At 64.6% G+C, this 20,330-nt stretch carries 16 protein-coding genes and 2 pseudogenes; 16 read left to right on the top strand and 2 right to left on the bottom strand.

Annotated features, from left to right (window positions below; all coding sequences use genetic code 11):
* Positions 1-32: 32 nt before the first annotated feature.
* The 16 genes and pseudogenes from DN412_RS31050 to DN412_RS30965 form a co-directional block, all read left to right on the top strand.
* Positions 33-1,172: an ABC transporter substrate-binding protein gene (locus DN412_RS31050; protein WP_115215075.1), complete on the top strand. Its 1,140-nt coding sequence runs from the start codon at positions 33-35 to the stop codon at positions 1,170-1,172.
* A 13-nt stretch (positions 1,173-1,185) separates the two neighbouring features.
* Positions 1,186-2,061: a branched-chain amino acid ABC transporter permease gene (locus DN412_RS31045; protein WP_115215074.1), complete on the top strand. Its 876-nt coding sequence runs from the start codon at positions 1,186-1,188 to the stop codon at positions 2,059-2,061.
* A gap of 1 nt (position 2,062) precedes the next feature.
* On the top strand, positions 2,063-3,037 hold the full coding sequence (locus tag DN412_RS31040; protein WP_115215073.1) for a branched-chain amino acid ABC transporter permease: 975 nt from the start codon (positions 2,063-2,065) through the stop codon (positions 3,035-3,037).
* On the top strand, positions 3,024-3,857 hold the full coding sequence (locus DN412_RS31035) for an ABC transporter ATP-binding protein (protein ID WP_115215072.1): 834 nt from the start codon (positions 3,024-3,026) through the stop codon (positions 3,855-3,857). Before DN412_RS31040 ends, DN412_RS31035 begins: the two co-directional genes overlap by 14 nt.
* Positions 3,850-4,557, top strand: a complete 708-nt coding sequence (locus DN412_RS31030) for an ABC transporter ATP-binding protein (RefSeq protein ID WP_208647689.1) — start codon at positions 3,850-3,852, stop codon at positions 4,555-4,557. The genes DN412_RS31035 and DN412_RS31030 overlap by 8 nt, the downstream gene beginning before the upstream one ends.
* 42 nt (positions 4,558-4,599) lie before the next feature.
* A complete protein-coding gene (locus DN412_RS31025; protein WP_115215071.1) occupies positions 4,600-6,024 on the top strand; it encodes an MmgE/PrpD family protein in 1,425 nt (474 codons plus the stop codon).
* A gap of 1,657 nt (positions 6,025-7,681) precedes the next feature.
* Positions 7,682-8,911 (top strand): CaiB/BaiF CoA transferase family protein, encoded by a 1,230-nt coding sequence (locus DN412_RS31010; protein WP_115215068.1) that lies wholly within the window; start codon positions 7,682-7,684, stop codon positions 8,909-8,911.
* Positions 8,912-8,923: 12 nt separating this feature from the next.
* A complete protein-coding gene (locus tag DN412_RS31005; RefSeq protein ID WP_115215067.1) occupies positions 8,924-9,703 on the top strand; it encodes an enoyl-CoA hydratase-related protein in 780 nt (259 codons plus the stop codon).
* Between the two features lie 16 nt (positions 9,704-9,719).
* A complete protein-coding gene (locus DN412_RS31000; protein WP_115215098.1) occupies positions 9,720-11,405 on the top strand; it encodes a class I adenylate-forming enzyme family protein in 1,686 nt (561 codons plus the stop codon).
* A gap of 2 nt (positions 11,406-11,407) precedes the next feature.
* A complete protein-coding gene (locus DN412_RS30995; RefSeq protein ID WP_115215066.1) occupies positions 11,408-12,178 on the top strand; it encodes an enoyl-CoA hydratase/isomerase family protein in 771 nt (256 codons plus the stop codon).
* Entirely contained in the window at positions 12,171-12,926 is a 756-nt protein-coding gene (locus tag DN412_RS30990) for an SDR family NAD(P)-dependent oxidoreductase (protein WP_115215065.1), read from the top strand. Before DN412_RS30995 ends, DN412_RS30990 begins: the two co-directional genes overlap by 8 nt.
* Before the next feature lie 20 nt (positions 12,927-12,946).
* Positions 12,947-14,113, top strand: coding sequence for an acyl-CoA dehydrogenase family protein (locus DN412_RS30985; protein WP_115215064.1), 1,167 nt, complete (start codon positions 12,947-12,949; stop codon positions 14,111-14,113).
* Between the two features lie 10 nt (positions 14,114-14,123).
* Positions 14,124-14,999 (top strand): 3-hydroxyacyl-CoA dehydrogenase family protein, encoded by an 876-nt coding sequence (locus DN412_RS30980; RefSeq protein ID WP_115215097.1) that lies wholly within the window; start codon positions 14,124-14,126, stop codon positions 14,997-14,999.
* Between the two features lies 1 nt (position 15,000).
* Positions 15,001-15,663: a 3-hydroxyacyl-CoA dehydrogenase family protein gene (locus DN412_RS30975; RefSeq protein ID WP_115215063.1), complete on the top strand. Its 663-nt coding sequence runs from the start codon at positions 15,001-15,003 to the stop codon at positions 15,661-15,663.
* Positions 15,663-17,189 carry a 3-hydroxyacyl-CoA dehydrogenase gene (locus DN412_RS30970; protein ID WP_115215062.1) on the top strand — a complete coding sequence of 509 codons (1,527 nt, stop codon included), beginning with the start codon at positions 15,663-15,665 and terminating at the stop codon, positions 17,187-17,189. Before DN412_RS30975 ends, DN412_RS30970 begins: the two co-directional genes overlap by 1 nt.
* 88 nt (positions 17,190-17,277) lie before the next feature.
* Positions 17,278-17,400 (top strand): annotated as a pseudogene (locus tag DN412_RS30965) (IS110 family transposase); the annotation flags it as partial.
* Positions 17,401-17,644: 244 nt separating this feature from the next.
* On the opposite strand, the pseudogene DN412_RS30960 reads toward DN412_RS30965, so the two are convergent.
* Positions 17,645-18,712: pseudogene (locus tag DN412_RS30960) on the bottom strand (H-NS histone family protein); the annotation flags it as partial.
* 218 nt (positions 18,713-18,930) lie between these two features.
* A complete protein-coding gene (locus DN412_RS30955; RefSeq protein ID WP_115215061.1) occupies positions 18,931-20,109 on the bottom strand; it encodes a DNA-binding protein in 1,179 nt (392 codons plus the stop codon).
* Between the last annotated feature and the right edge of the window lie 221 nt (positions 20,110-20,330).

Genomic DNA, 20,330 nt, shown 5'->3' with positions numbered 1-20,330 from the left:
ACCATCGCACAAGAATTATTGGAGGAGACCTCATGAACATCTTCAATCGCGGGATGGTGCAGTCTGCCGTTGCCATGACCATACTGGTGGCCACCCATGCGTCGGCAGCCGACCCGATAAAGATCGGGCTCGTCATGCCATTTTCTGGCCCCGCCGCCGCCTACGGCATAGAGGCACGACAGGCCGCCGAACTGGCCGTGGAAGAGATGAACGCCGCGGGCGGCGTCGTCGGAGGTCGTATGCTGCGCGTGGTATACGAGGACGACAAGGGCACACCACAGGGGGCCGTTGGGGCGACCCAGAAACAGATCTCGGTCAACAGGGTCGATGCAATCGTGGGCGGAATGGGCAGCCAACTGGCGCTGGCCCAGGCGTCGGTAACCAACAACCGCATCCTGTATGTCAATAGTGCGGCGCAAGCCGAGGCCATCACGGAACAGGGAAACAAGTGGCTGTTCCAGATCAATAACACGACCAACATGAACTCGGCGGCCTTCAACAAGTACGTCATCAGTACCATGAAGCCGAAGACAGTCGCCTTCATTGGGGAGAACACCGAGTTCGCGCGGCCGCTGTTGAACATCCTGAAGCGGGATCTGGCCGAAGCGAAGATCGAACTTGTCAATGTGTCGCTGTACGACACCGAGACCAATGATTTCACTTCGATCATCACCAGAGTGCGATCGCTCAACCCCGAGTTGGTCTACGTGGCGGACGGCGCCCCGGCGCGGCTGGTGCAATTCTGGAAGCAAGCGCGCCAACTCGGCGGCTTTCGGGCGGGAGCGGTCACTCCTGGCGTTGTGACACCCACCGTGTTGAAGGCGTCGGAAGGCGCCATGGACGGTGTCATCAGCGGCGATATCTTCTCCGCCAGCGATAGCGCTCCCGAAACGCAAAGCTTCGTGAAGGCCTTCCGCAAGAAGTACAACGCGGACCCCGGCAAGGTACATCTGGTGGTCTACGAGGGCGTCAAGGTCATCGCCGGCGCGATGGAAAAGGCGAAGACCTCAAGCAACTACGCCGCGCTCGCACAGGCCATGCGTGAGAACGCCTGGAATACTCCGCGCGGCACGCTCCGATTCGATGCCAAGGGGCGTGCCCATGCACCTTACTTCTATATCCAGCGAGTCAAGGGCGCGTCGCTCGAACTCGTGAGCCGCTGGCAAAACTGAGCGGGATCTCGCCATGGAACTCCTGCTCCAAACATTGGCCAACGGACTGCTGATCGGTGCCGGTTATGCGTTGATCGCGGTAGGCCTTACCCTCGTCTTCGGTATCCTGGGCATCGTCAATTTCGCGCATGGCGCGTACTTCGCTCTGGGCGCATATTCGGTACTGATCGCAGCGAACCTGGGCGTGCCATACCTTCTAGCGGTGCCCGCTGGCATGGCGATCGTGCTGGCGGCAGCCTTGCTGACCGAACCTCTGGTTGTACGCTGCGTCCAGTCCGGGGAATCCAGCCATGGTTTCCTGATCGTGACTTTCGCATTGTCACAGGCGCTGACGGCCTTGATGTTGCTGGTGGCCGGACCCAATCCGCAACCGGTCGGCTCGCCCTTCGCAGCCATCAGCCTTTCGCTCTTCGGGATTGTCTTTGCCGGACAGCGCGTGCTGATCCTAGTAGTGTCGGTTCTGGTCCTCGCTGGCCTTGGCCTCTGGCTCAAGTCCTCCGTGCGCGGGCGGCAGGTAACGGCCGTGGCGCAGAACCCGCGCGGCGCTCTCTATACCGGCATCAACGTACCAAAAATCCGGCGGCTATCGTTCCTGGTCGGCGTGGGCGCAGCGGGCTTGGCTGGCGGCCTGCTCGCGCCAATCAGCAGTGTGTTCCCGACCATGGGTAACGCATCGCTCATCACGAGCTTCATCGTCGTGATCCTGGGCGGCATGGGAAGCATAACGGGCTCATTGCTCGGCGCATTGCTCGTGGGGATTGCCAACGCGCTGTTCGAGACTTATGTCTCGGTGTCGTGGACGCCGGCCCTGGGGTGGTCTCTGGTAATTGTGATCTTGCTCGTCGCACCACAAGGCTTACGCGGCAAGGCACTCAAACACAGGTATTGACATGAGCTTCAAAGACAACCTCAACCGGACGCCTTTCGCTCCGGTCCTGGCAGGCGTGATTTTCATTGGCGCCTATGGTTTGGTCGTCGAGGACCCATTCCTGCTGACCCTGGGAGGGTACACTTGCGCCCTCGCGCTGTTCGCACTGAGCATCAATCTGATGCTCGGCGGCGTGGGCGAGGTGCCTCTCGGCCAAAGCCTGTTCTTTGGCCTCGGCGCATATGGTGTGGGCATCGGCATGAAGAAGTTCGGGCTTTCGTATGAAGGCGGACTGCTGGCGGGTGCGGTGGTTGCCGCCACACTGTCGCTGGCCATCGGCAACCTCACGCTGCGGCTGACTGGAGCGTATTTCTCGATCGTGTCATGGGGACTCGCGAGCGTTGCGGTAGTTGTAGCGTTGAACATGGAGCACTTCACCGGAGGTGGCATGGGCCTCTTTGCGCTGCCACCGATGTACCTGACTGGACTGGACCTGTCTCAACCAGTGCTTTACTTCTACCTCGCCGCGGCCATGTTGACAGGCGCAGTCGTCTTGCTGGTCGCTGTCCGTGATTCCCGCTTCGGCTACGCATTGGAGAGCGTCCGGCAAAACCGGCACCTTGCCAGCGCGCTCGGTATTGACGTGTTCCGGCAGCGGCTCAAGGCCTTCGTCCTGAGTGCGGTGCTTGCAGCGGTGGCGGGGGCACTTTCGGTGCCGTATACGCAGATCGTCACGCATGAGTCACTCGGCATCGGAATTACCATCGACGCACTGCTGATGGTGTTGCTGGGCGGCGTACGGTGGCTGTATGGTCCGATATTGGGCGCCCTCGTCTTCAGCGTCGTGCCGTTCTACCTTGAGCTCGACGTGAACGTCCGTATGTTTGTGTTTTCCGTCGCCATCATCCTGATCATGATGCTCGTGCCTAACGGACTGCACCAATGCGCGCAGGCGCTCGTATCAAGGCTCAAGGGAGTTCGCAATGTACGTATCTGACGTCGTCAAGATTGCCGAACACGCCAGGGTGGTCAGGCCTGCATCCTCCCTCGCCGTCGCCGTCGCCGTCGCCGCATCGGCAGTCACGAAGCGCTATGGTGGAATCGCTGCGCTCAAAGGTATTGATCTCGCAATCGAGGAGGGTGAAATCTTCGGCATCATCGGCCCCAACGGCGCCGGCAAGTCGACACTGTTTGATGTGCTGTGCGGCATCGTCCAGCCCACTTCCGGGGAAGTGCAGCTGTTTGGCCGATCCATCAGCGGAATGCAGCCGCACGAGGTTGCGCGACTCGGCGTCGCGCGCAGCTTTCAGCGCACGGCCGTATTCGCGGAAGCTTCAGTCTCCCAGAATCTATGCTTTGCCTGGCACCGAATGTCCGGCCATTCGGTGCTCGGTCGCTTGTTTCACTCCAGGCACTGGCACCGTGATCAGGAAGCATGCCAGGACCGCGCTCGACACATCCTGGAGATCACCGGGCTGTGGGAGGACCGCAACCGGTCCGCGAGCGTACTGGCATACGGCGTGCAGCGCCGGCTTGCTGTCGGGGTCGCACTCATGACCGATCCCGAGATCCTGTTTCTCGATGAGCCTGCTGCGGGCATGGACGATCACGACAGCGCGGGCTTCGTCGATCTGATCCGGCGTGTGGCGCCCGGACGTACCGTCGTGCTGGTGGAGCACGATATGACGGTGATCCGTGCACTGTGCCACCGCTGCCTCGCCATGGCGGACGGGCGGCCACTGGTATCCGGCGAACCTCTCGATGTGCTGCAGCACCCCGAAGTCGTCGAAGCCTACCTTGGAGCGGAAGATGCATAAGACGATCCTGCGTGTAGACGCTATCCGTGCCGCCTATGGCAAGGTGGTGGCCTTGAACGGTGTTTCGATCGAGGTGAACGAAGGCGAGGTCGTGGCCATCCTCGGCGCAAACGGCGCGGGCAAGACCACGCTGCTGAACGCCATTTCAGGTGTGGTGCCGATTACTCACGGCGATATTTCATTGGACGGGAAGCCGGTTCACGGTCTTAAACCCTGGCGACTGGCCCGGCTGGGCCTGATTCATGTTCCCGAGGGACGGGAGGTTTTCCCCGCCATGACCGTGGAGGAAAATCTTCGGGTAGTCGATGCCATTGGCGACGGCCCGGAATTTACGGTGGACAGTGTCCTGGATATGTTCCCCAGGTTGCGCGAGCGCTTCGACCAGGCTGCCGGCAATCTGAGCGGCGGCGAGCAGCAGATGCTCGCCATAGGTCGCGGACTGATGGCTCGCCCGCGTCTAGTCCTGTTCGACGAGCCCTCGCTGGGCTTGTCGCCCCTGATCTCCAAGTTCGTTTTGTCCACTATTGCTGCACTCCGCAGCAAGGGCGTGGCAAGCCTGCTGGTGGAGCAGAACATGCGCGCGGCGCTGAAGGTTGCCGATCGAGCCTATGTACTGAGAGTAGGCCGCGTAGTCAAACATGGCCCGGCAAGCGACATGGCAGTTGCTCAAGACATGCGCGAAGCGTACTTGGGGGCATAGGCCTACGCCCTTTCTGGCGTACCGGATTGGAGGAGAACATCAATGACCAAGACTATCGTAGAGAAACTCGCCGACTTTACCGCGGCCACTACGTTCGATCGGCTGCCGCCGGGAGTGGTGACGGAATGCAAGCGCATTCTGCTCGATTCAATCGGCTGCGCGTTGGCCGGCATCGACTTTCAGAAGGGCCGGGCGGGACGCGACTTTGCCAAGATGATGGGGGCGGGCACCGATGATGCCTCGATCATCGGCGACGCTGTGCGGGTTTCCATCCCGGCGGCAGCCTTCGCGAATGCGGAACTGATCAACACCATGGACATGGACGCGGTGACCGTGCCCGGTCATGTTGCGCCGGCTGTGCTTTCCACTGTCATGGCCGTGGGCGAGGCGAAGTCCTCGACTGGAAAGGAAATCATCGAAGCTGTCGCGATAGGCCATGAGATCGGCAATCGCCTTGGCCGCGCCGTGGACAACCTGCGCGATACCAGGCACGGTGAGTCGACCCCCCCGGCAGTATTCGGCTACACGAACCCCATTTTTGGCGCAGCTGCATCCATTGCCAGGATGCGGGGGCAGTCGCCGGTGACAATCGCCAATGCTCTCGGTATCGCGGCGTGCATCTCACCGGTGAACTCCATGATGTCGTGGATCTATCATGCGCCCGCCACGACAATCAAGTACACGCTGAAGGGTTCACTCGCTCTGCAAGCCGTCACTGCCGCGTTCATGGCTGAATACGGGCACCGAGGCGATCTCCAGGTACTGGACGATGCCGAATATGGCTATCGACGCTTTATTGGCTCTACCAAATGGGAGCCTCAACACATCGTGAACAATCTGGGTGTCGACTGGCGCTTTCCGGCAGAGACATCGTACAAACCTTATCCACACTGTCGAGTCTTCAATGCCCTCCTCGACTGCGTCATCAGCATCGTCGAGAACCACGACATCCAGCCCCACGAAATCGATGGCATCAAGGTCTACGTCGAAGGCTTCGCGGAGAAACCAGTATGGGTGAACCGCGAGATCGCCGACGTGCATGACGCGCAGTTCAGCATGTATCACGGCATAGCCGTGGCGGCGCATCGCCTGCGGCCTGGAAAGGCATGGCTCGAGCCAGAACTGATTCATAGCCCATCTGTAATGAAGCTGATGGCCAAGGTAACCAGCGAGCCTCATCCCGACTATGTGAAGCTGCTAACCGGTAACGCCGCCAGCCGGCCAGCGCGTGTGCAACTGATGGCTCGCGGCAGGACGTTTATCGAAGAAAAGCGCTATCCGAAAGGCAGTCCTTCGCCCGATCCGGATACCTTCATGACCGATGAGGAGCTAATCGCCAAGTTCACACATAATGCTCAAGGTACCCTGAGTGGTACCGTAATCCAGGAAGTTGTCGAAGCCCTGATGGGCCTTGAGCACGTAGGCAACTGGAGGTCAGTGATGAAGCTTGCGTGCAGACAACGATAACTTAACCCAGAGCAGGCAAACTCACCGCCCGCCTCCGAAGCGGGCGGTCGCGTTCAGGCGCTGGCGAATTCCCGAATAGGCGTTCTCAAGCTCAGAGCGAGGCATTGTTTAACACACCAGGTGGCGGTAGCAGCGCGGTCGCATAATGGATGGCATGGTCACGCTGACATGCAGCTTGCGAAACTCCTCGCTTGGAAACGAAGTGCACGGCGACGAGAATTTGTCATTGTCTTCCGCGCGAACGATAAACGTCTGTGCGGAAGACAACGCTGCCGCGACCTTCTTGATCCGCTCCACCCTATCCGTCCAGAAGTCCTTTGAACACGCAGGAAATTTTCGGCCATTATCTGATTCTGCCCGTTGGCACAGCGATTGCAATAGGGCAAGCATCGCTGATCGCAAAGTGGCAGAAATATGAGCACTGACAGAATGTCCTTGCGAGGACTACTCGCAAAGTGGGTTGGCGTCGACGCGGATACGCTGGCTCGTGTTACACGCGTGCGCCCACCCAGGCAATGCACGGCCTGTGTCCAGGTGGACGTGGCCCGCGCCTCTGGAAATCTGTCGCTTTTCTTCTTCCGTCATGCCGATGGCTCGTGGTGCGTGTTTCCTCCGTCCACGCCCGGACATTGACCGCGGCCCATGCGGTTCCACTCGGGCCGATCGCCGGTCCAGACCACCTGTCCCTCCTCTCCCCCTTGTCGATCCCAATCCCCAGCAGAAAGATGCCAATCTGGAACTGCTGCGCCGCCTGCGCGGGGAGCAGAATGGCGCCATGGCATTGGTGAAAATAGGCATCCCCCGGGAGTCGCGGCAACCCCGGAGACGGTGAAGAGGTATGTCGCACAGGGCGACCAGGTCATCGTGCAGGCCGGCGCCAGCGCTCCAGAAGGCGGAAAGGGCAGGCCTGTGCAGCAACCAGGGCTGCGGGCTTGTGCACCGTGCGAGAACAACGTCAACGTCAGCGCAGTCTTGTAAAGGCAAAGTCAAAAGCAACCCCATATGACATCCCCCCCCAGCAGTCGTGGGGGTGTCGCTTCTGCTGGCTTCTGCCGCTCGCGAGGCTGGCGGCCACGATGCTGCGGGACTAGCTGGATCCGAGGTAGGCGCGGTGGCGCGGTGTCCCGCGCCAGTGGGAGGGGCGCGCGGGAGAGGGCCGGCGTGTCCACGGAGTGAAAGTCTGTGGTTGCCCGCGAGCGCTGGCGCTGGCCCTCTCCCCCAACCCCTCCCGCGGCGCGGAGAGCCGGTCGTCGGTCCTTCGGGCCCTGCCGCGCCAGTGCCAAACGTGTCGTGAATTTCGGAAGTATCAATAGTTGCGCGTTCCCCGGCCTGCCGCGGCCGCACGCGAAAGCCCCTTTTTCCGCGCCTTCCATTGCCTGCCCGCCGCATCCATGCGGCGCGCCCTCGCCGTTGGGTGTCCTCGCCGACTACAAGTTTGCCGTCTCGCGCGCCGCCAACGACAGGGCGACTACAGTCCCACGCCGGTTCCTGCCGTCGGCTTCGCAAGCCTCGCGCTGCGCGCGCATCGCCGCAAAGGCCTGCCACATAAGCGTTTCCGGCAATCGCGGAAGACCGGCAGCGCCTGCAACAGTGTCCGTGTCGGCCATTGGCACATACCTTGCAGTAAGAGACACACCCGCATGGACCCCGACCCGAAATGAACACACTGAAGACACTTCCCTTCCAGGCGCCCGGTAGTGGCCTCTCCTGCTTGCAGGGCATCCGCGTGCTCGACTTCACTACTTCGGTGGCCGGCCCCTACGGCACCCTCCTGCTCGCCGACCTCGGCGCCGAGGTCATCAAGGTGGAGAAGCGCCAGGGCGGCGACGACACGCGCAGTTGGGGCCCTCCCTTCCTCGACGGCGAGTCGCTGTGGTTCCTGAGCATGAACAGGAACAAGCAGAGCATCACCATTGATCTTTCGCGCCCCGAAGGCCAGCACCTGGCCCACGACCTGGTGCGTGGCGCCGACGTGGTGGTGCTCAACACGACCCGGCGCGTGCAGGAAAAGCTCGGCCTTGACCATGAAACGCTGAAGACCATCAATCCCCGGCTGATCCACGTGTCGGTGACGGGTTTCGGCCTCCAGGGCGAGCGAGCCGACCAACCGTGCTACGACCTCATCGCCGAGGGCTACTCCGGCGTGATGCACCTGACGGGCGAAGCGGATCGCCCTCCCCAGAAGGTGGGCACGCCCGCCGCCGACCTGCTCGCTGGCCAGGACATCGCCATGGCCACGCTGGCTGCCCTGTTAGAGCGCGCGCGCACAGGCGTGGGCCGACAGGTCGACATCTCGATGGTCGCCACGATGGCGCGCTTCATGTCGCCCCGGATCGTTCCTTACCTTGGCTCGGACGAGCCACCGAACCGCTCCGGCGGCACCGACTCTGTGATCGCCATCTACCAGGTCTTCGACACCGCCGACTTCCCCATCACGCTCGGACTCGGCAACGACGCCATCTGGCGGCGCTTCTGGACCGCCGTGGGCCGTCCAGAGTACGGGCAGCAGACCGGCTTCGAAACCAATGCAAAGCGGCGCGAGGCGCGCGAGTCGATCGTGCAGGCTATCGCGACACTGCTGGCGGCGCAGCCGCGCGAGCACTGGCTGACCCTATTCGCCACGCACCGCATCCCCGCCGGTCCCATCAACAGCATCGACCAGTTGACCGCCGACATTCCCCTGCGCGAGGACGGCATGTTCTTCGCCACCCAGGGCGCTGCCGGCCTCGTGCCGCAGGTCGGTCTCGGCATCCGCTTCGACGGCAGCAGCACCGTACTGAGAACGCCGCCTCCGACCCTGGGCCAGGATACCGAACGCATTCTTACGAAAGAACTTTCCATGTCCGCAACTTGCATCGCGGGCCTCATCGACTCGGAAATCATCTGATCAGGAGACACCATGCCCTACACCGAAATTCTCTACAAAGAGGACGGCCCCATCGGCACCATCACGCTGAACCGTCCGCACGACGGCAACATGTTCACCGAGACGATGTGCCACGAGATCCGCGACTGCATCAACGAGATCCGCCGCGAGACGCGCACGCGCGTGGTCGTCATCACCGGCGCGGGCGAAAAGTTCTTCTGCACAGGCGGACGCAAGGACGGGATGCCCGACACCACGCTCTATGCCGGCGTGCTGCCGACGCTGGAGATGTACGAAAGCATCGACCGCCTGCAGAAGCCGGTGATCGCCTCCGTCAACGGCTTTGCCGTGGGCGGCGGCAACGTGCTGCAGGTGGTCTGCGACCTGACCATCGCCAAGGAATCCGCCATCTTCCGCCAAGTCGGCCCGATGGTGGGCAGCTTCGACGCCGGCTATGGCACCTGGTATCTGGAAGATCTCGTCGGAAAGAAGCGCGCCAAGGACATCTGGTACCGCAACCCGAAGATCACGGCGCGCGAAGCGCTGGAAATCGGGCTCGTCAACCGCGTGGTGCCTGATGACCAGCTCGCCGCGGCCACCCGCGAGTACGCGCTAGAAGTGGCCGAGCGCGGCGCCTTCGCGCTGGCCTCGCTGAAGAGCGCGTTCAACGCGCGCCACGGGGGCGTCAGCGGCCTGTCGCGCATGGCCCACGACCTGCTGCTGCGCGGCTACCTGAACTCCGACGAGCACGACGAACTCGCCGCCGCCTTTGCAGAACGCCGCAAGCCGGACCCGTCCCGGTTCGGCCACTGAAACCCCGGTGACCATCATGCAGAACATCCTGACGCTCCACAATCCACAGCACGCGCGGGACTACTACCTGTCGGCAGTCTGGCAGCAGGAGACGCTCTACACGCTGGCACGCCGCCACGCGCGGGAACGGCCGACGTCCTGCGCGCTGCGCGATGCCGACATGCGGCTCACCTGGCGCGAGGTGGTCGACTGGGTGGACAGCGTGGCCGAGGCGCTGCACCGGCAGGGAGTGAAGCCGGGCGACCGTGTCGCCATCTGGCTGCCGAACGTGGTGCAGGCGACGATCATCTTCCTGGCCTGTTCGCGCAACGGCTATGTCTGCTGCCCATCGCTGCACCAGAACTACACCGTGGACGAGATCTGCACGCTGCTGAACCGCATCCAGTGCCGTGCGCTGTTCGGCATGCCGGGCTACGGCGCGGACGCGGACAACCGCTCGGTGTTTGCGCGCGCCGCCGACGTTCCCACTCTGGCCGCGACGTTCGCCCTGCCCGCCCAGGCCGGCGATCCTTCCGCTTCCCCGCCCCGGGGCGCGCGCGCATTCCCGGACCGCCAGCCGCCCGCAGCGCTGTCGCCGCCGGACCTAAATCCGGACAAGATTGTCTACCTCGCCTTCACGTCGGGCACCACCGGCCTGCCGAAGGGCGTCATGCACAGCGACAACACGCTGCTGGCCAACGGCCGCGCGCTGGTCGAGGACTGGGGGCATTCCGCCGACACCACCCTGCTGACGCTGAGCCCGATGAGCCACCACATCGCCACCGTGGCGTTGGAGCAGGTGTTGGTGGCCGGCGCCGAACTCGTCATGACCAACCTGCGCGCCGGCAAGCAAGCCCTCGACTGGATCCTCGAGACCGGCGCGACATATGTGATGGGCGTTCCCACCCATGCGATGGACATCCTCCAGGCCGTGCGCGACCGCAACCTCACGGCGCTCGGCGACGTGCGCACGTTCTACATGGCCGGCTCCGCCATTCCGCGCGACGTGGCGCAGAAGTTCGTCAGCCTCGGCGTCACACCGCAGAACGTCTACGGCATGACCGAGAACGGCTCGCACAACTACACCATTCCCGCCGACACCCCGGAAACCATCGTCTCCACCTGCGGCCGCGCCTGCCGCGGCTACGAGGTCCAGCTTTGGAAGCAGGACAACCCGGACATCGAGGCGGAACCCTGCGAGATCGGCGAGATCGGCGGCCGGGGCGGCCTGCTGATGCTCGGATACTTCAGCAACCAAGTCGCCACGGAGACGTCATTCAACGTGCATGGCTGGTTCATGAGCGGCGACCTCGGCGTCCTGGACGACGACGGCTGCATCCAGATCGTCGGCCGCAAGAAGGACCTGATCATCCGCGGCGGCCACAACATTCATCCGGCACGCATCGAGGAACTCGCCATGCAGCACCCGCTGGTGGAGCGCGCCGCCGCCTATCCGGTGCAGGACGACCGCCTGGGCGAGAAGGTCTGCCTGTCGGTGGTGGTGCGCAGCGGCCAGTCGCTTGCGGCCGACGACATACTGGCCCACTTGGCCGGAAGCGGCCTGTCGAAGTACGACATGCCCGAGTACTTCCTGTCGCTGGACCGCTTCCCGCTCACGGCCAGCGGCAAGATCCTGAAGCGCGACCTGGTCGACATGACCCGGCGCGGCGACCTGCAACCGATGCCCGTCCGCTACAAGGCGCGGGCCACCGTGGGAGCGTAACCATGTCGATCGATATCAAGTTCGACGGCCCGTGGGCCATTCTGACGCTCAGCCGTCCGGAGGCACGCAATGCCCTCCAGTTCACGATGATTGAGGCGCTGTCGTATGCGCTCGACAAGGTGCGCGCTTCCGACGCGCGCGGCCTAGTCGTCACCGGCGCGGGGCCGAAGGCCTTCTGTGCCGGCGCCGACATCAAGGAACTCATGGACCGCAGCCTGATGGACCAGCGCCTCGGTGCACAGCTTGGCCAGCGCACCTTCGACAAGTTGGCGAAGCTGCCCATCACCTCCGTAGCGGTAATCCACGGATATGCCTTCGGCGGCGGCCTTGAGCTGGCGATGGCCTGCACCTTCCGGATAGCCACGGCGCAGGCGCGCATGGGTCTGCCCGAGATCAAGCTAGGGCTGATTCCCGGCTACGGCGGCACGCAGCGTCTCCCCCGCTTGGTAGGCGAGGCCCGCGCGTTGGAAATGGTGATGTCGGGGCGCACTGTGGAAGCCGCCGAGGCCGAGCGGTGGGGGCTCGTGAATCGGCTCGTCACCGACGGCGACCCCGCCGAGCTCGGCAAGGCATTCCTGGCAGAATTCACCGGATACAGCCGCTGCGCCTCGCTGTTCGCGCGCGAGGCCGTCGTGCGAGGCATGGAGACCACGCTTGGCGCCGGGCTCGACATCGAGGCTGACCTGTCCACGCTCGCCTACCGGACGGAAGACGCCGTCGAAGGCATGCGCGCCTTCATCGAGAAACGCACACCGGAGTTCAAGGATGCCTGAGTTCAAGCAAGGCACAGTCGTGGTGACCGGAGGCAGCCGGGGCATCGGCGCGTCGATTTCCCTGGAACTAGCGCGCGCCGGGCTGCACGTGGCGTGCCTCTCGCGATCGGGCGAACTGCCCGACGCCGGCGGGCTCGATACCGCGGCGCGGGCGCGGCTGACCGCCCTGCGCTGCGACATCACCGACGCGGCCTCGGTCCAGGCCGCGTTCGCCGCCGTGCCGGCGTTGTTCGGGCTGCAGGTCGTCGGGCTCGTCAACAACGCCGGCATCCACCTGCAGGGGCCGTCCGCCAGCTTTCCCATCGCCGACTTCGACCGCGTGATGCAGACGAACGCCGCTTCCCTGCTGCTGGCCAGCCAGGTGGCCTACCCCTACCTGCGCGAGGCCGGCTCAGCGCTGATCGTCAACATCGGCTCGTTCTATGACAAGCTCGGCGTGCGCGGCAACGTCGCCTATTGCGCATCCAAGGCGGCCGTGGGCGCGATCTCGCGCTGCCTGGCGGTCGAATGGGCGCGCGACGGCATCCAGGTCGTCAACATCGCTCCCGGCTATATCGAGACGGACCTGAACCGCGAGGAGATGAACGAAGGCGCCCTGCAGGCATTCCTGAAGAAGCGCATTCCCACCGGCGGCCCCGCGCAGTCCGCGGACATCGGACGGCTCTCCGCCATGCTGTTCCGGCTTCCCGGCCGCTTCCTGACGGGCGAGACGATCTACATCGACGGCGGCCAAGGCATGGCGCTGTAACGGCACTTACGGAGGACGACATGAACATGCTGGACCGGATGGACGCGCGGCTGCCGCTATCGTCCGAGGAACGCATGCTCCTCGACAGCGTCAAGGAGCTTTGCCATGCACAGATCGCACCGCGTTCGGGCGAGTACGACCGCTCAGGCGCCTTCCCCTGGGAGAATATCAAGGCCATCAATGAACTGGGGCTGAACGCCATGTTCATCCCCGACGCCTACGGCGGCGCGCAGCTTTCCTTCGTCAGCTATCTCGCCTGCGTGCGCGAGATCTCGAAGGCGTGCGCCGCCACCGGCATCATCTGGGCCACGAACTTCCACGCCATCAAGCCGCTGATCGAGTACGGCAGCGAGGAACAGAAGCAGCGGCTGCTGCCGCGCATAGCCGAAGGCGGTCTGGCGTCGCTGGCGATCACCGAGCCGTCCGCCGGATCGGATGCCACGGGCATGCGCACCACCTTCACGCCCGACGGCGACGACATCGTCATCCAGGGCGGGAAAACCTTCATCACCAATGGCGACGTGGCCAACCTTTACCTCGTGTTCGGCAAGTGGTCGGAGATCGCCGATCCCAAGGCCGCCATCTCGGTGCTGATCCTGGAGAAGGGCACGGACGGACTGCGCGTGCTCGGCACCGAGCACAAGATGGGCACGCGCGCGTCGAGCACCGCGAGCCTCGCGTTCGACGGCTGCCGCGTGCCGCGCGCCAACCTCATCGGCAACCCCGGCGAGGGCCTGCAGATCCTGTTCGGCTCGCTGAACCGCTCGCGGCCCAGCGTGGCGGCCCACGCGCTCGGCATCGCGCGCGCCGCATTCGAGGATGCGGTCGACTACATCAACGAGCGGCGCCAGTCCGGCAGGCGGATCCTCGAATTCCAGGGCATCCAGTTCATGCTGGCCGACCTGGCGACGGAACTCGCGCTGTGCGAGTCATGGCTGTGGCGCGTAGGAGAGATGGTGGATGCCGGCGACAAGGACTTCGGCATCGAGGCGTCGCTGCTCAAGCAGCGCGCCTCCGACGCCGCCATGCGCATCACCACCGACGCCGTGCAGCTCTTCGGCGGATACGGCTACTGCAACGACTATCGCGTCGAGCGGCTCATGCGCGACGCCAAGATTACCCAAATCTGGGAAGGGACCAACCAGGTGCATCGCCAGCTCATCGGCCGCAGCTTCCTGAGGAAATAGGAGATTGGACGTGACAACCATTCAAACCGTCGGCGTCGCTGGCGCCGGCACCATGGGCGCAGGCATCGCCATCGTTGCCGCCCGCGCGGGCTTCCGGACCATCGTGTTCGACACGCGGCAGGGGGCGCTGGACCGTGCCCGAACCCAGACCGAGGCGTTCCTGAAGAAGTCCGAGGAGCGCGGCAAGCTGCCGGCCGGCGCCGCCGCGGCCGCCCTCGCCCGCTGGGAGGGCACCACGGACCTGGCCGGCCTAGCCGGCTGCGACATCGTCATCGAGGCGGTCTTCGAGGACCTGTCGGTCAAGCATGACCTGTTTGGCAAGCTAAACGAGATCTGCCCGGAAAGCACGATCTTCGCGTCGAACACATCGACCATCTCGATCACCGAGATCGCCGGCGGCTCCGGCCGGCCGGACCGCTTCGTCGGCATGCACTTCTGCCTCCCGGCACAGTTGATGAAGCTGATCGAGATGTCGCCGGGGCTGGCGACGTCGGAGGAGACCTTCCGCACGGCGTGGGCGTTCGCCGAAGCGATGGGGCAGAAGCCCGTCGCCACACAGGATACCCCCGGCTTCATCCTCAACTACTTCCTGATTCCCTTCAACAACGACGCCATCCGGCTGGTGGAGCAAGGCGTGGCGGAGCCCGCCGACATCGACATTGCGATCAAGACCGCGCTGGGCTATCCGATGGGACCGCTGGAACTGCTCGACCTCGTCGGCATGGACACGCAGAAGCTGCTCTGCGAGGCCATGCACGGACTGACCCACGAACCCCGCGCCGCCTGCCCGCCGCTCGTGCGGCGCATGATCGCCGCCAACCGCCTCGGCAAGAAAACCGGACAGGGTTTCCATGCCTATGGCGATACCCGGATGTTTGGAGCCTGACATGCCCTACGAAATCGTTCAAGCCAGCGAAAGCGGCTCCTTTCCCTCACCCCACCCGTTCCTCGACCAGGCCGCCGCGCAGGGCGAAGGACGGTTCTATCTGGGAGCCGACGCCGGTGAGGCATACCGCAACGGCGACGGCCACGCCTCGCTGACGTTCGTCGCCATCGAACTGGATACCGAGTGCCTGGGCACCCACACCGGCGAGCGCCGCGGGCTGGAGGGCTCCAACGTGGTCGGCTTCGCCCGCTTCCGGCTCGGCGACGGCGACCCCAGCCCGCTGGTGGAACTCGTCCGGCAGCCCGGCACGGATGCCGCGGCGCTGGCAGGCGCGAGGGCTGCATTCGAGGCCGCCGGGCTGGTCGTGGCGGTGTGCAACGACTTCCCCGGCCGCATCGTCGACAGGCTGATCCGCCCCTACTTCAACGCGGCCCTGATCCGGCTGGACGAGAAGCTGGCCAGCGCCGACGACCTCGACAAAACCCTCTGCCTAGGCCTGGGCTACCCGGAAGGACCGATCTCGCTGCTCGAACGGACCGGCCTCGCCCAGCATTTCCGCGTCACGCAGGCACTCTACGAGGCGCTCGGACAGGAGCCCTACGCTCCCGCGCGGCGGGCACGCGTAGCAGCAAACCGAGACGCGGTTGCAGGGCGGGAGTTGTGATGCAGGCCCCTCGCCCCGACATACAGACTATCGGCATCGTCGGCACCGGCGCCATGGGCCGCGGCATCGCACAGATTGCCGCGCAGGCGGGCCTGACCGTCAACCTTTACGACGCGAACCCGCAGGCCGTCGAGGCCGCGCGCCAGTCCCTGCGGGACACGCTGGAGAGACTGTCCGCCAAGGGCAAGGTCAGCGCCGATGACGCCGCCGCCACGCTGGCGCGCGTGAAGCCGTGCGGCAAGCTGGAAGACCTAGCGCCCTGCGACGCCGTGGTGGAGGCCATCGTCGAGCGGCTCGACGTGAAGCGCGACCTGCTCGCCAAGCTCGAAGCCATTCTGCGGGAAGACGCGATCATCGCGTCGAACACCTCGTCGCTGTCGATCACCGCCATCGCGGTCGGTGCGAAGCATCCGGGCCGCGTCGCCGGCTACCACTTCTTCAACCCGGTGCCGCTGATGAAGGTCGTCGAGGTGATCGACGGCATTTCCGGCGACCGCGCCGTGGGCGACGCGCTGATGGCACTGTCGCGCCGCATGGGCCATACGCCGGTGCGTTGCAAGGACATGCCGGGCTTCATTGTCAACCACGCCGGCCGCGGCATGAACATCGAGGGCCTGAAGGTCGCCCAGGAAGGCGTGGCCGAGTTCGCCGACATCGACGACATCATGCGCGAACAGGTTGGCTTCCGCATGGGGCCGTTCGAACTAATGGACCTGACGGGGCTGGACGTGTCGCACCCGGTGATGGAGTCGATCTACAACCAGTTCTACCAGGAGCCGCGCTACCGGCCGTCGCCGATCACTGCGATCCGCGCGGTAGGCGGGCTGGTCGGCCGCAAAGCCGGCGCCGGCTTCTACACTTACCCTGACGGCCAGAAGACGCGCCCGACGCCTGGCGCCCCGGCGCCCGACGCTAGCCCGAAGAGCGTCTGGGTCAGCCGCAGCTGCGAGCACGGCTACGCGCTCGTCGCCAACCTGCTGACGAAGCTCGGCGTCACGCCGGAGACCGGCGCACTGCCCTCCCCCGACGCGCTGATTATCGTCACCCCGCTCGGCCTCGACGCCACCACCTGCGCGCTGCAGGAAGGCCTGGACGCCACGCGCACTGTCGCCATCGACACGCTGATGCCCTTCGAGGCCACGAAGCGCCGCACGATCATGACGACCCCGGTCACCTCCGCCGACGCCCGCGACGCCGCCCACGGTCTCTTTGCCAGCGACGGCGTGCCCGTTACGGTGATCCGCGACTCGGCAGGCTTCGTCGCCCAGCGCATCGTCTGCTCCATCGTCAACATCGCCAGCGACATTGCCCAGCAGCGCATCGCCACGCCGTCCGACATTGACCTTGCCGTCAACCTCGGCCTCGGCTATCCGAAGGGCCCGCTAGCCCTGGGCGACGCCGTCGGGCCCCAGCTCGTCCTTGAAGTGCTGCGCAATCTCGAACGCCTGACGGGCGACATGCGCTACCGCCCGAGCCCGTGGCTGTGGCGCCGTGCCGGCCTCGGCCTGTCGCTCCTCTTGGACTAGATGTGACGCGTGAAGACGTTGTTTCTCGGCGCTCGAGTCGGGACAAAGGCGCCTGGCCGGCAATGCCGCTATGTGGCCGATGTCAGTTGCAGCGGACGCGGCAGCCATCTGCGAGGCAGTGACTCGTCCCAGCATGTGCTTTGTCCCGCTCAAGGACGAGCACCAGCAAGCGACCCTGAGCTTGCATCGAACCCGACAGGGATTCGTAGAAGGGGTGATCGTACTTTTGAGGGTCGGACGCTATTCGTGAATATCTGAAGCTTCAGATATTTGCGAATAGCGGTCAACCCTCCTTTTCATGTAAAAAATGGCGGCTACAGGGCGCGCATCCGCCTGCAGCAAGGCATTTCGGTGCAATGAGTCTCGCCCGATTGGTGTACTTGTAAGTCCTTGATAGATCGAGATTTTCCGGGGCAGAACGCCAGAAAATGCACGGAAAGTACGATCACCCCNCACGCGGGTGCCCGACCGCGCCCCGACCAGGTCTGGCCCGTCTTGGGGTTGCGGTACCTCGGAGGCGGCGCGGCCTTCGTCTTGGTCGGAACAGCGCGGGCAGCGGGCTCAACACTGGGCTTGCCCGCAATGTCCTCAATGCTGAGGTCGTACTCCTGCATCCACTGCCGAATCTCCTCCACGACCTTTGGCACTTCCGTGGCTCGCAACTGCTCAAGTTGCGCATTGACAGATGCCAGTTGAGCGAGCAGTGAGGATTGGGACGGGCTTTGGGTTGCGGTAGGCGCTTTTTGCTCCTGTCGCGGCTTCCGGGTTTGCGGCTTCTGAGTCGGCGCTTCCGGGGCAGCCTCCACTTCAGGCAGTGTTATCTGCTTCGGCCCGCGCTTCCGGGTTGGGGTCTCTTGAGTCGTGACTTCCGGAGCGGCAACTTCAGCTAGGATTTTTGGCTTCCGACCGCGCTTTGGGGTCCGCCTCTCTTCCGGCGCAGCTTCCGGAGCGGCAGTTTCGGTGAGCGCTTTCGGCTTCCGACCGCGCTTCGGGGCCCGCGTCTCTTCCGGCGCAGCTTCCGGGGCTGGGGCGTAAAGCGGTGCTACCGGGGCGGCCGTTTCGGTCAGTTCGTCCTGGGCGGCAGCTTCCATCGGTTCGTCCGTGGCCAGGACTTCAACCGGAGCTTCGGCCACGGCTTCAGTGGTCGCTTCCGAGGGCATGACTTCAATGGGCGCTTCCGGCGCGTCAGATTCAGTCAACGCTTCCGAGGCGGCGGCTTCCATCGATTCTTCCGGTGCCACGTCTTCCGTTGAAGCGTCCGGGGCTGCGTAAGGCCGCCGGCGCCGATATGACACGGTCGCCGTCGGGCCGCTATCCCGGCTTGTCGACCAGAAGTCCAAGCGTCGGACCTGAGTGTCAACGCTGCCACTACCGTCGCATGCATCACTGGCTTCACCAATGACGGGATCCGCGTCGCGCATCGCCTCAGCGATGGGAAGCTCCATCTGACCAAGTCCGTCCGTCGCATTGCTCGCGACAACGGGTTCAACCACTTGCTCTGGGGCCAATTCGTTCTCCTTCATTGAAGTCACTGCAGGTGCAGACGCTCCCTTATCCCATGGACGGTGAGACCTTGTCTCTCGCGTGTCGTTCGCTTCTCGCCTGCGCCAAGCCTTCCTTACGAATTCTCGCGCCCAATCAACGCCGTACGACTTCGGGACCTTTCTGCCGACTCGTCGTATTCGACGTCCTCGGGCTCGGCGTAATAGAGAGACTGGATGAGCGGATCGCGTCCGCCCACTCAGTTTTTGCTGTCATCGCTGCCGTCACTGCTGTCGTTGCCATCGTCCTGATTGCCAGGCAGCGCCGCCGCCTCCTGCTCGTTGCCCCGCACTTCCCCCTGGTCTTCCTGCGCAGTCTCTTCCTGCGCAGTGGCTGCCGAACTTCCGACCTTGCGCCGCCGCCCCCCGTCGCGTTCGCGCGGCGCGACGCGCAAGGTGGCCAGCAGCTGGCGCGCGAGCGCCGCTTCCGCTTCGCCGCGCTCGGCCCGGCGCAGTGCCGCGGCGAGTTCCGCCTGCACGGCCTCCAGGTCGCCCGCCGCCTTGCGTTGCGCCTGCTCGGCTACCGCGAGCCGATCGGCCAGCGCCGCGGCCTGCGCTTCGAGCTTGGCGCGGCCCTCCGCCTGCGCCACGGCCGCATCGCGCGCTTCGCTGCGTGCCGCCGCCAGTTCGGCGCGCAGGCCTTCGGCCGTGCGCTCGCTCTTCTGGCGCACGGTGCGCTCCTGGTCGAGTTCGCGCAAGCTGCGTCGCTCGCTGGCTTCGGCGCGATCCTGCGCCAGCGTCACCGCCTCGCGCGCTCGCTCCAGCTCCGCCGAGAATTGGGTTCGCAAGGCGTCCAGCTGGCGCCGGCCCGTTTCGAGTTCCGTCCGCCCCGCCTCGAGCCGGGCCTGCGTGGCGGCGTGCGCCTGTCGCTCCGTGGCCAGGTCTGCCTGCACCGTGTCGTGCGCCTGCCGCGCTTCCGCCAGCTGGGCGGCAATGGCCGCCGCATCCTCGCGCGCGGCGGCCGTCTCCACGCGAGCCGCATCGCGCTCGGCTTCCGCTTCGCTCGCGGCGTGCCGGGCTTCCGCGCGCAGCGTCGCCAGTTCGGCGGTGGCCGCTTCGTTGGCCGACTGCCAGATGGTCTGGACCGCCTCGGCGGCGATCTGCTTGAGGGGGTCCGGCAGGTCCGGATGGTCGATGGTCACGCGCGTACGGCCGCGCAGCTCCTGCCAGAACGCCTGCAGCACCTCGGCGGGCGTGCCCATGCTGCCCTTGCGCACCAGGCTGTAGAGCTTGTTGGCCGTGGGTGTGACGCCGTAGCGGAAGAACAGCAGGCCGCAGACCTCTCGGTACAGCGCGCGGGTTTCGGGAAAGCGCCCGCGCAGCTCGGCCAAATCAGCCTGCAGCGCGGCGTCGGTCAGATCCAGGTCGGCCACCGGCATGGGGTCTGACCAAGATCCGGGCAAATTGCTATCATAAGCTTTTTGGTTATATGCTTTCCCGTTTGTAGATCTGATGGTTATAAGCAATAAAGCCTCTGCCTAGGAGATTGTCGGATTTTCGGGGATCTCCAGTCGTCCGGCGGGACGGGTTGAGCGTTGATAAATTCACTGTTCGCTGAGTGAGCCCATAGATGAGTCGTTTCGTGCCCGTTGATCGTCAG

Source organism: Cupriavidus lacunae (assembly GCF_003353055.1).
GTDB lineage: Bacteria > Pseudomonadota > Gammaproteobacteria > Burkholderiales > Burkholderiaceae > Cupriavidus > Cupriavidus lacunae.
This window is presented reverse-complemented; position numbering and strand designations above follow the sequence as displayed.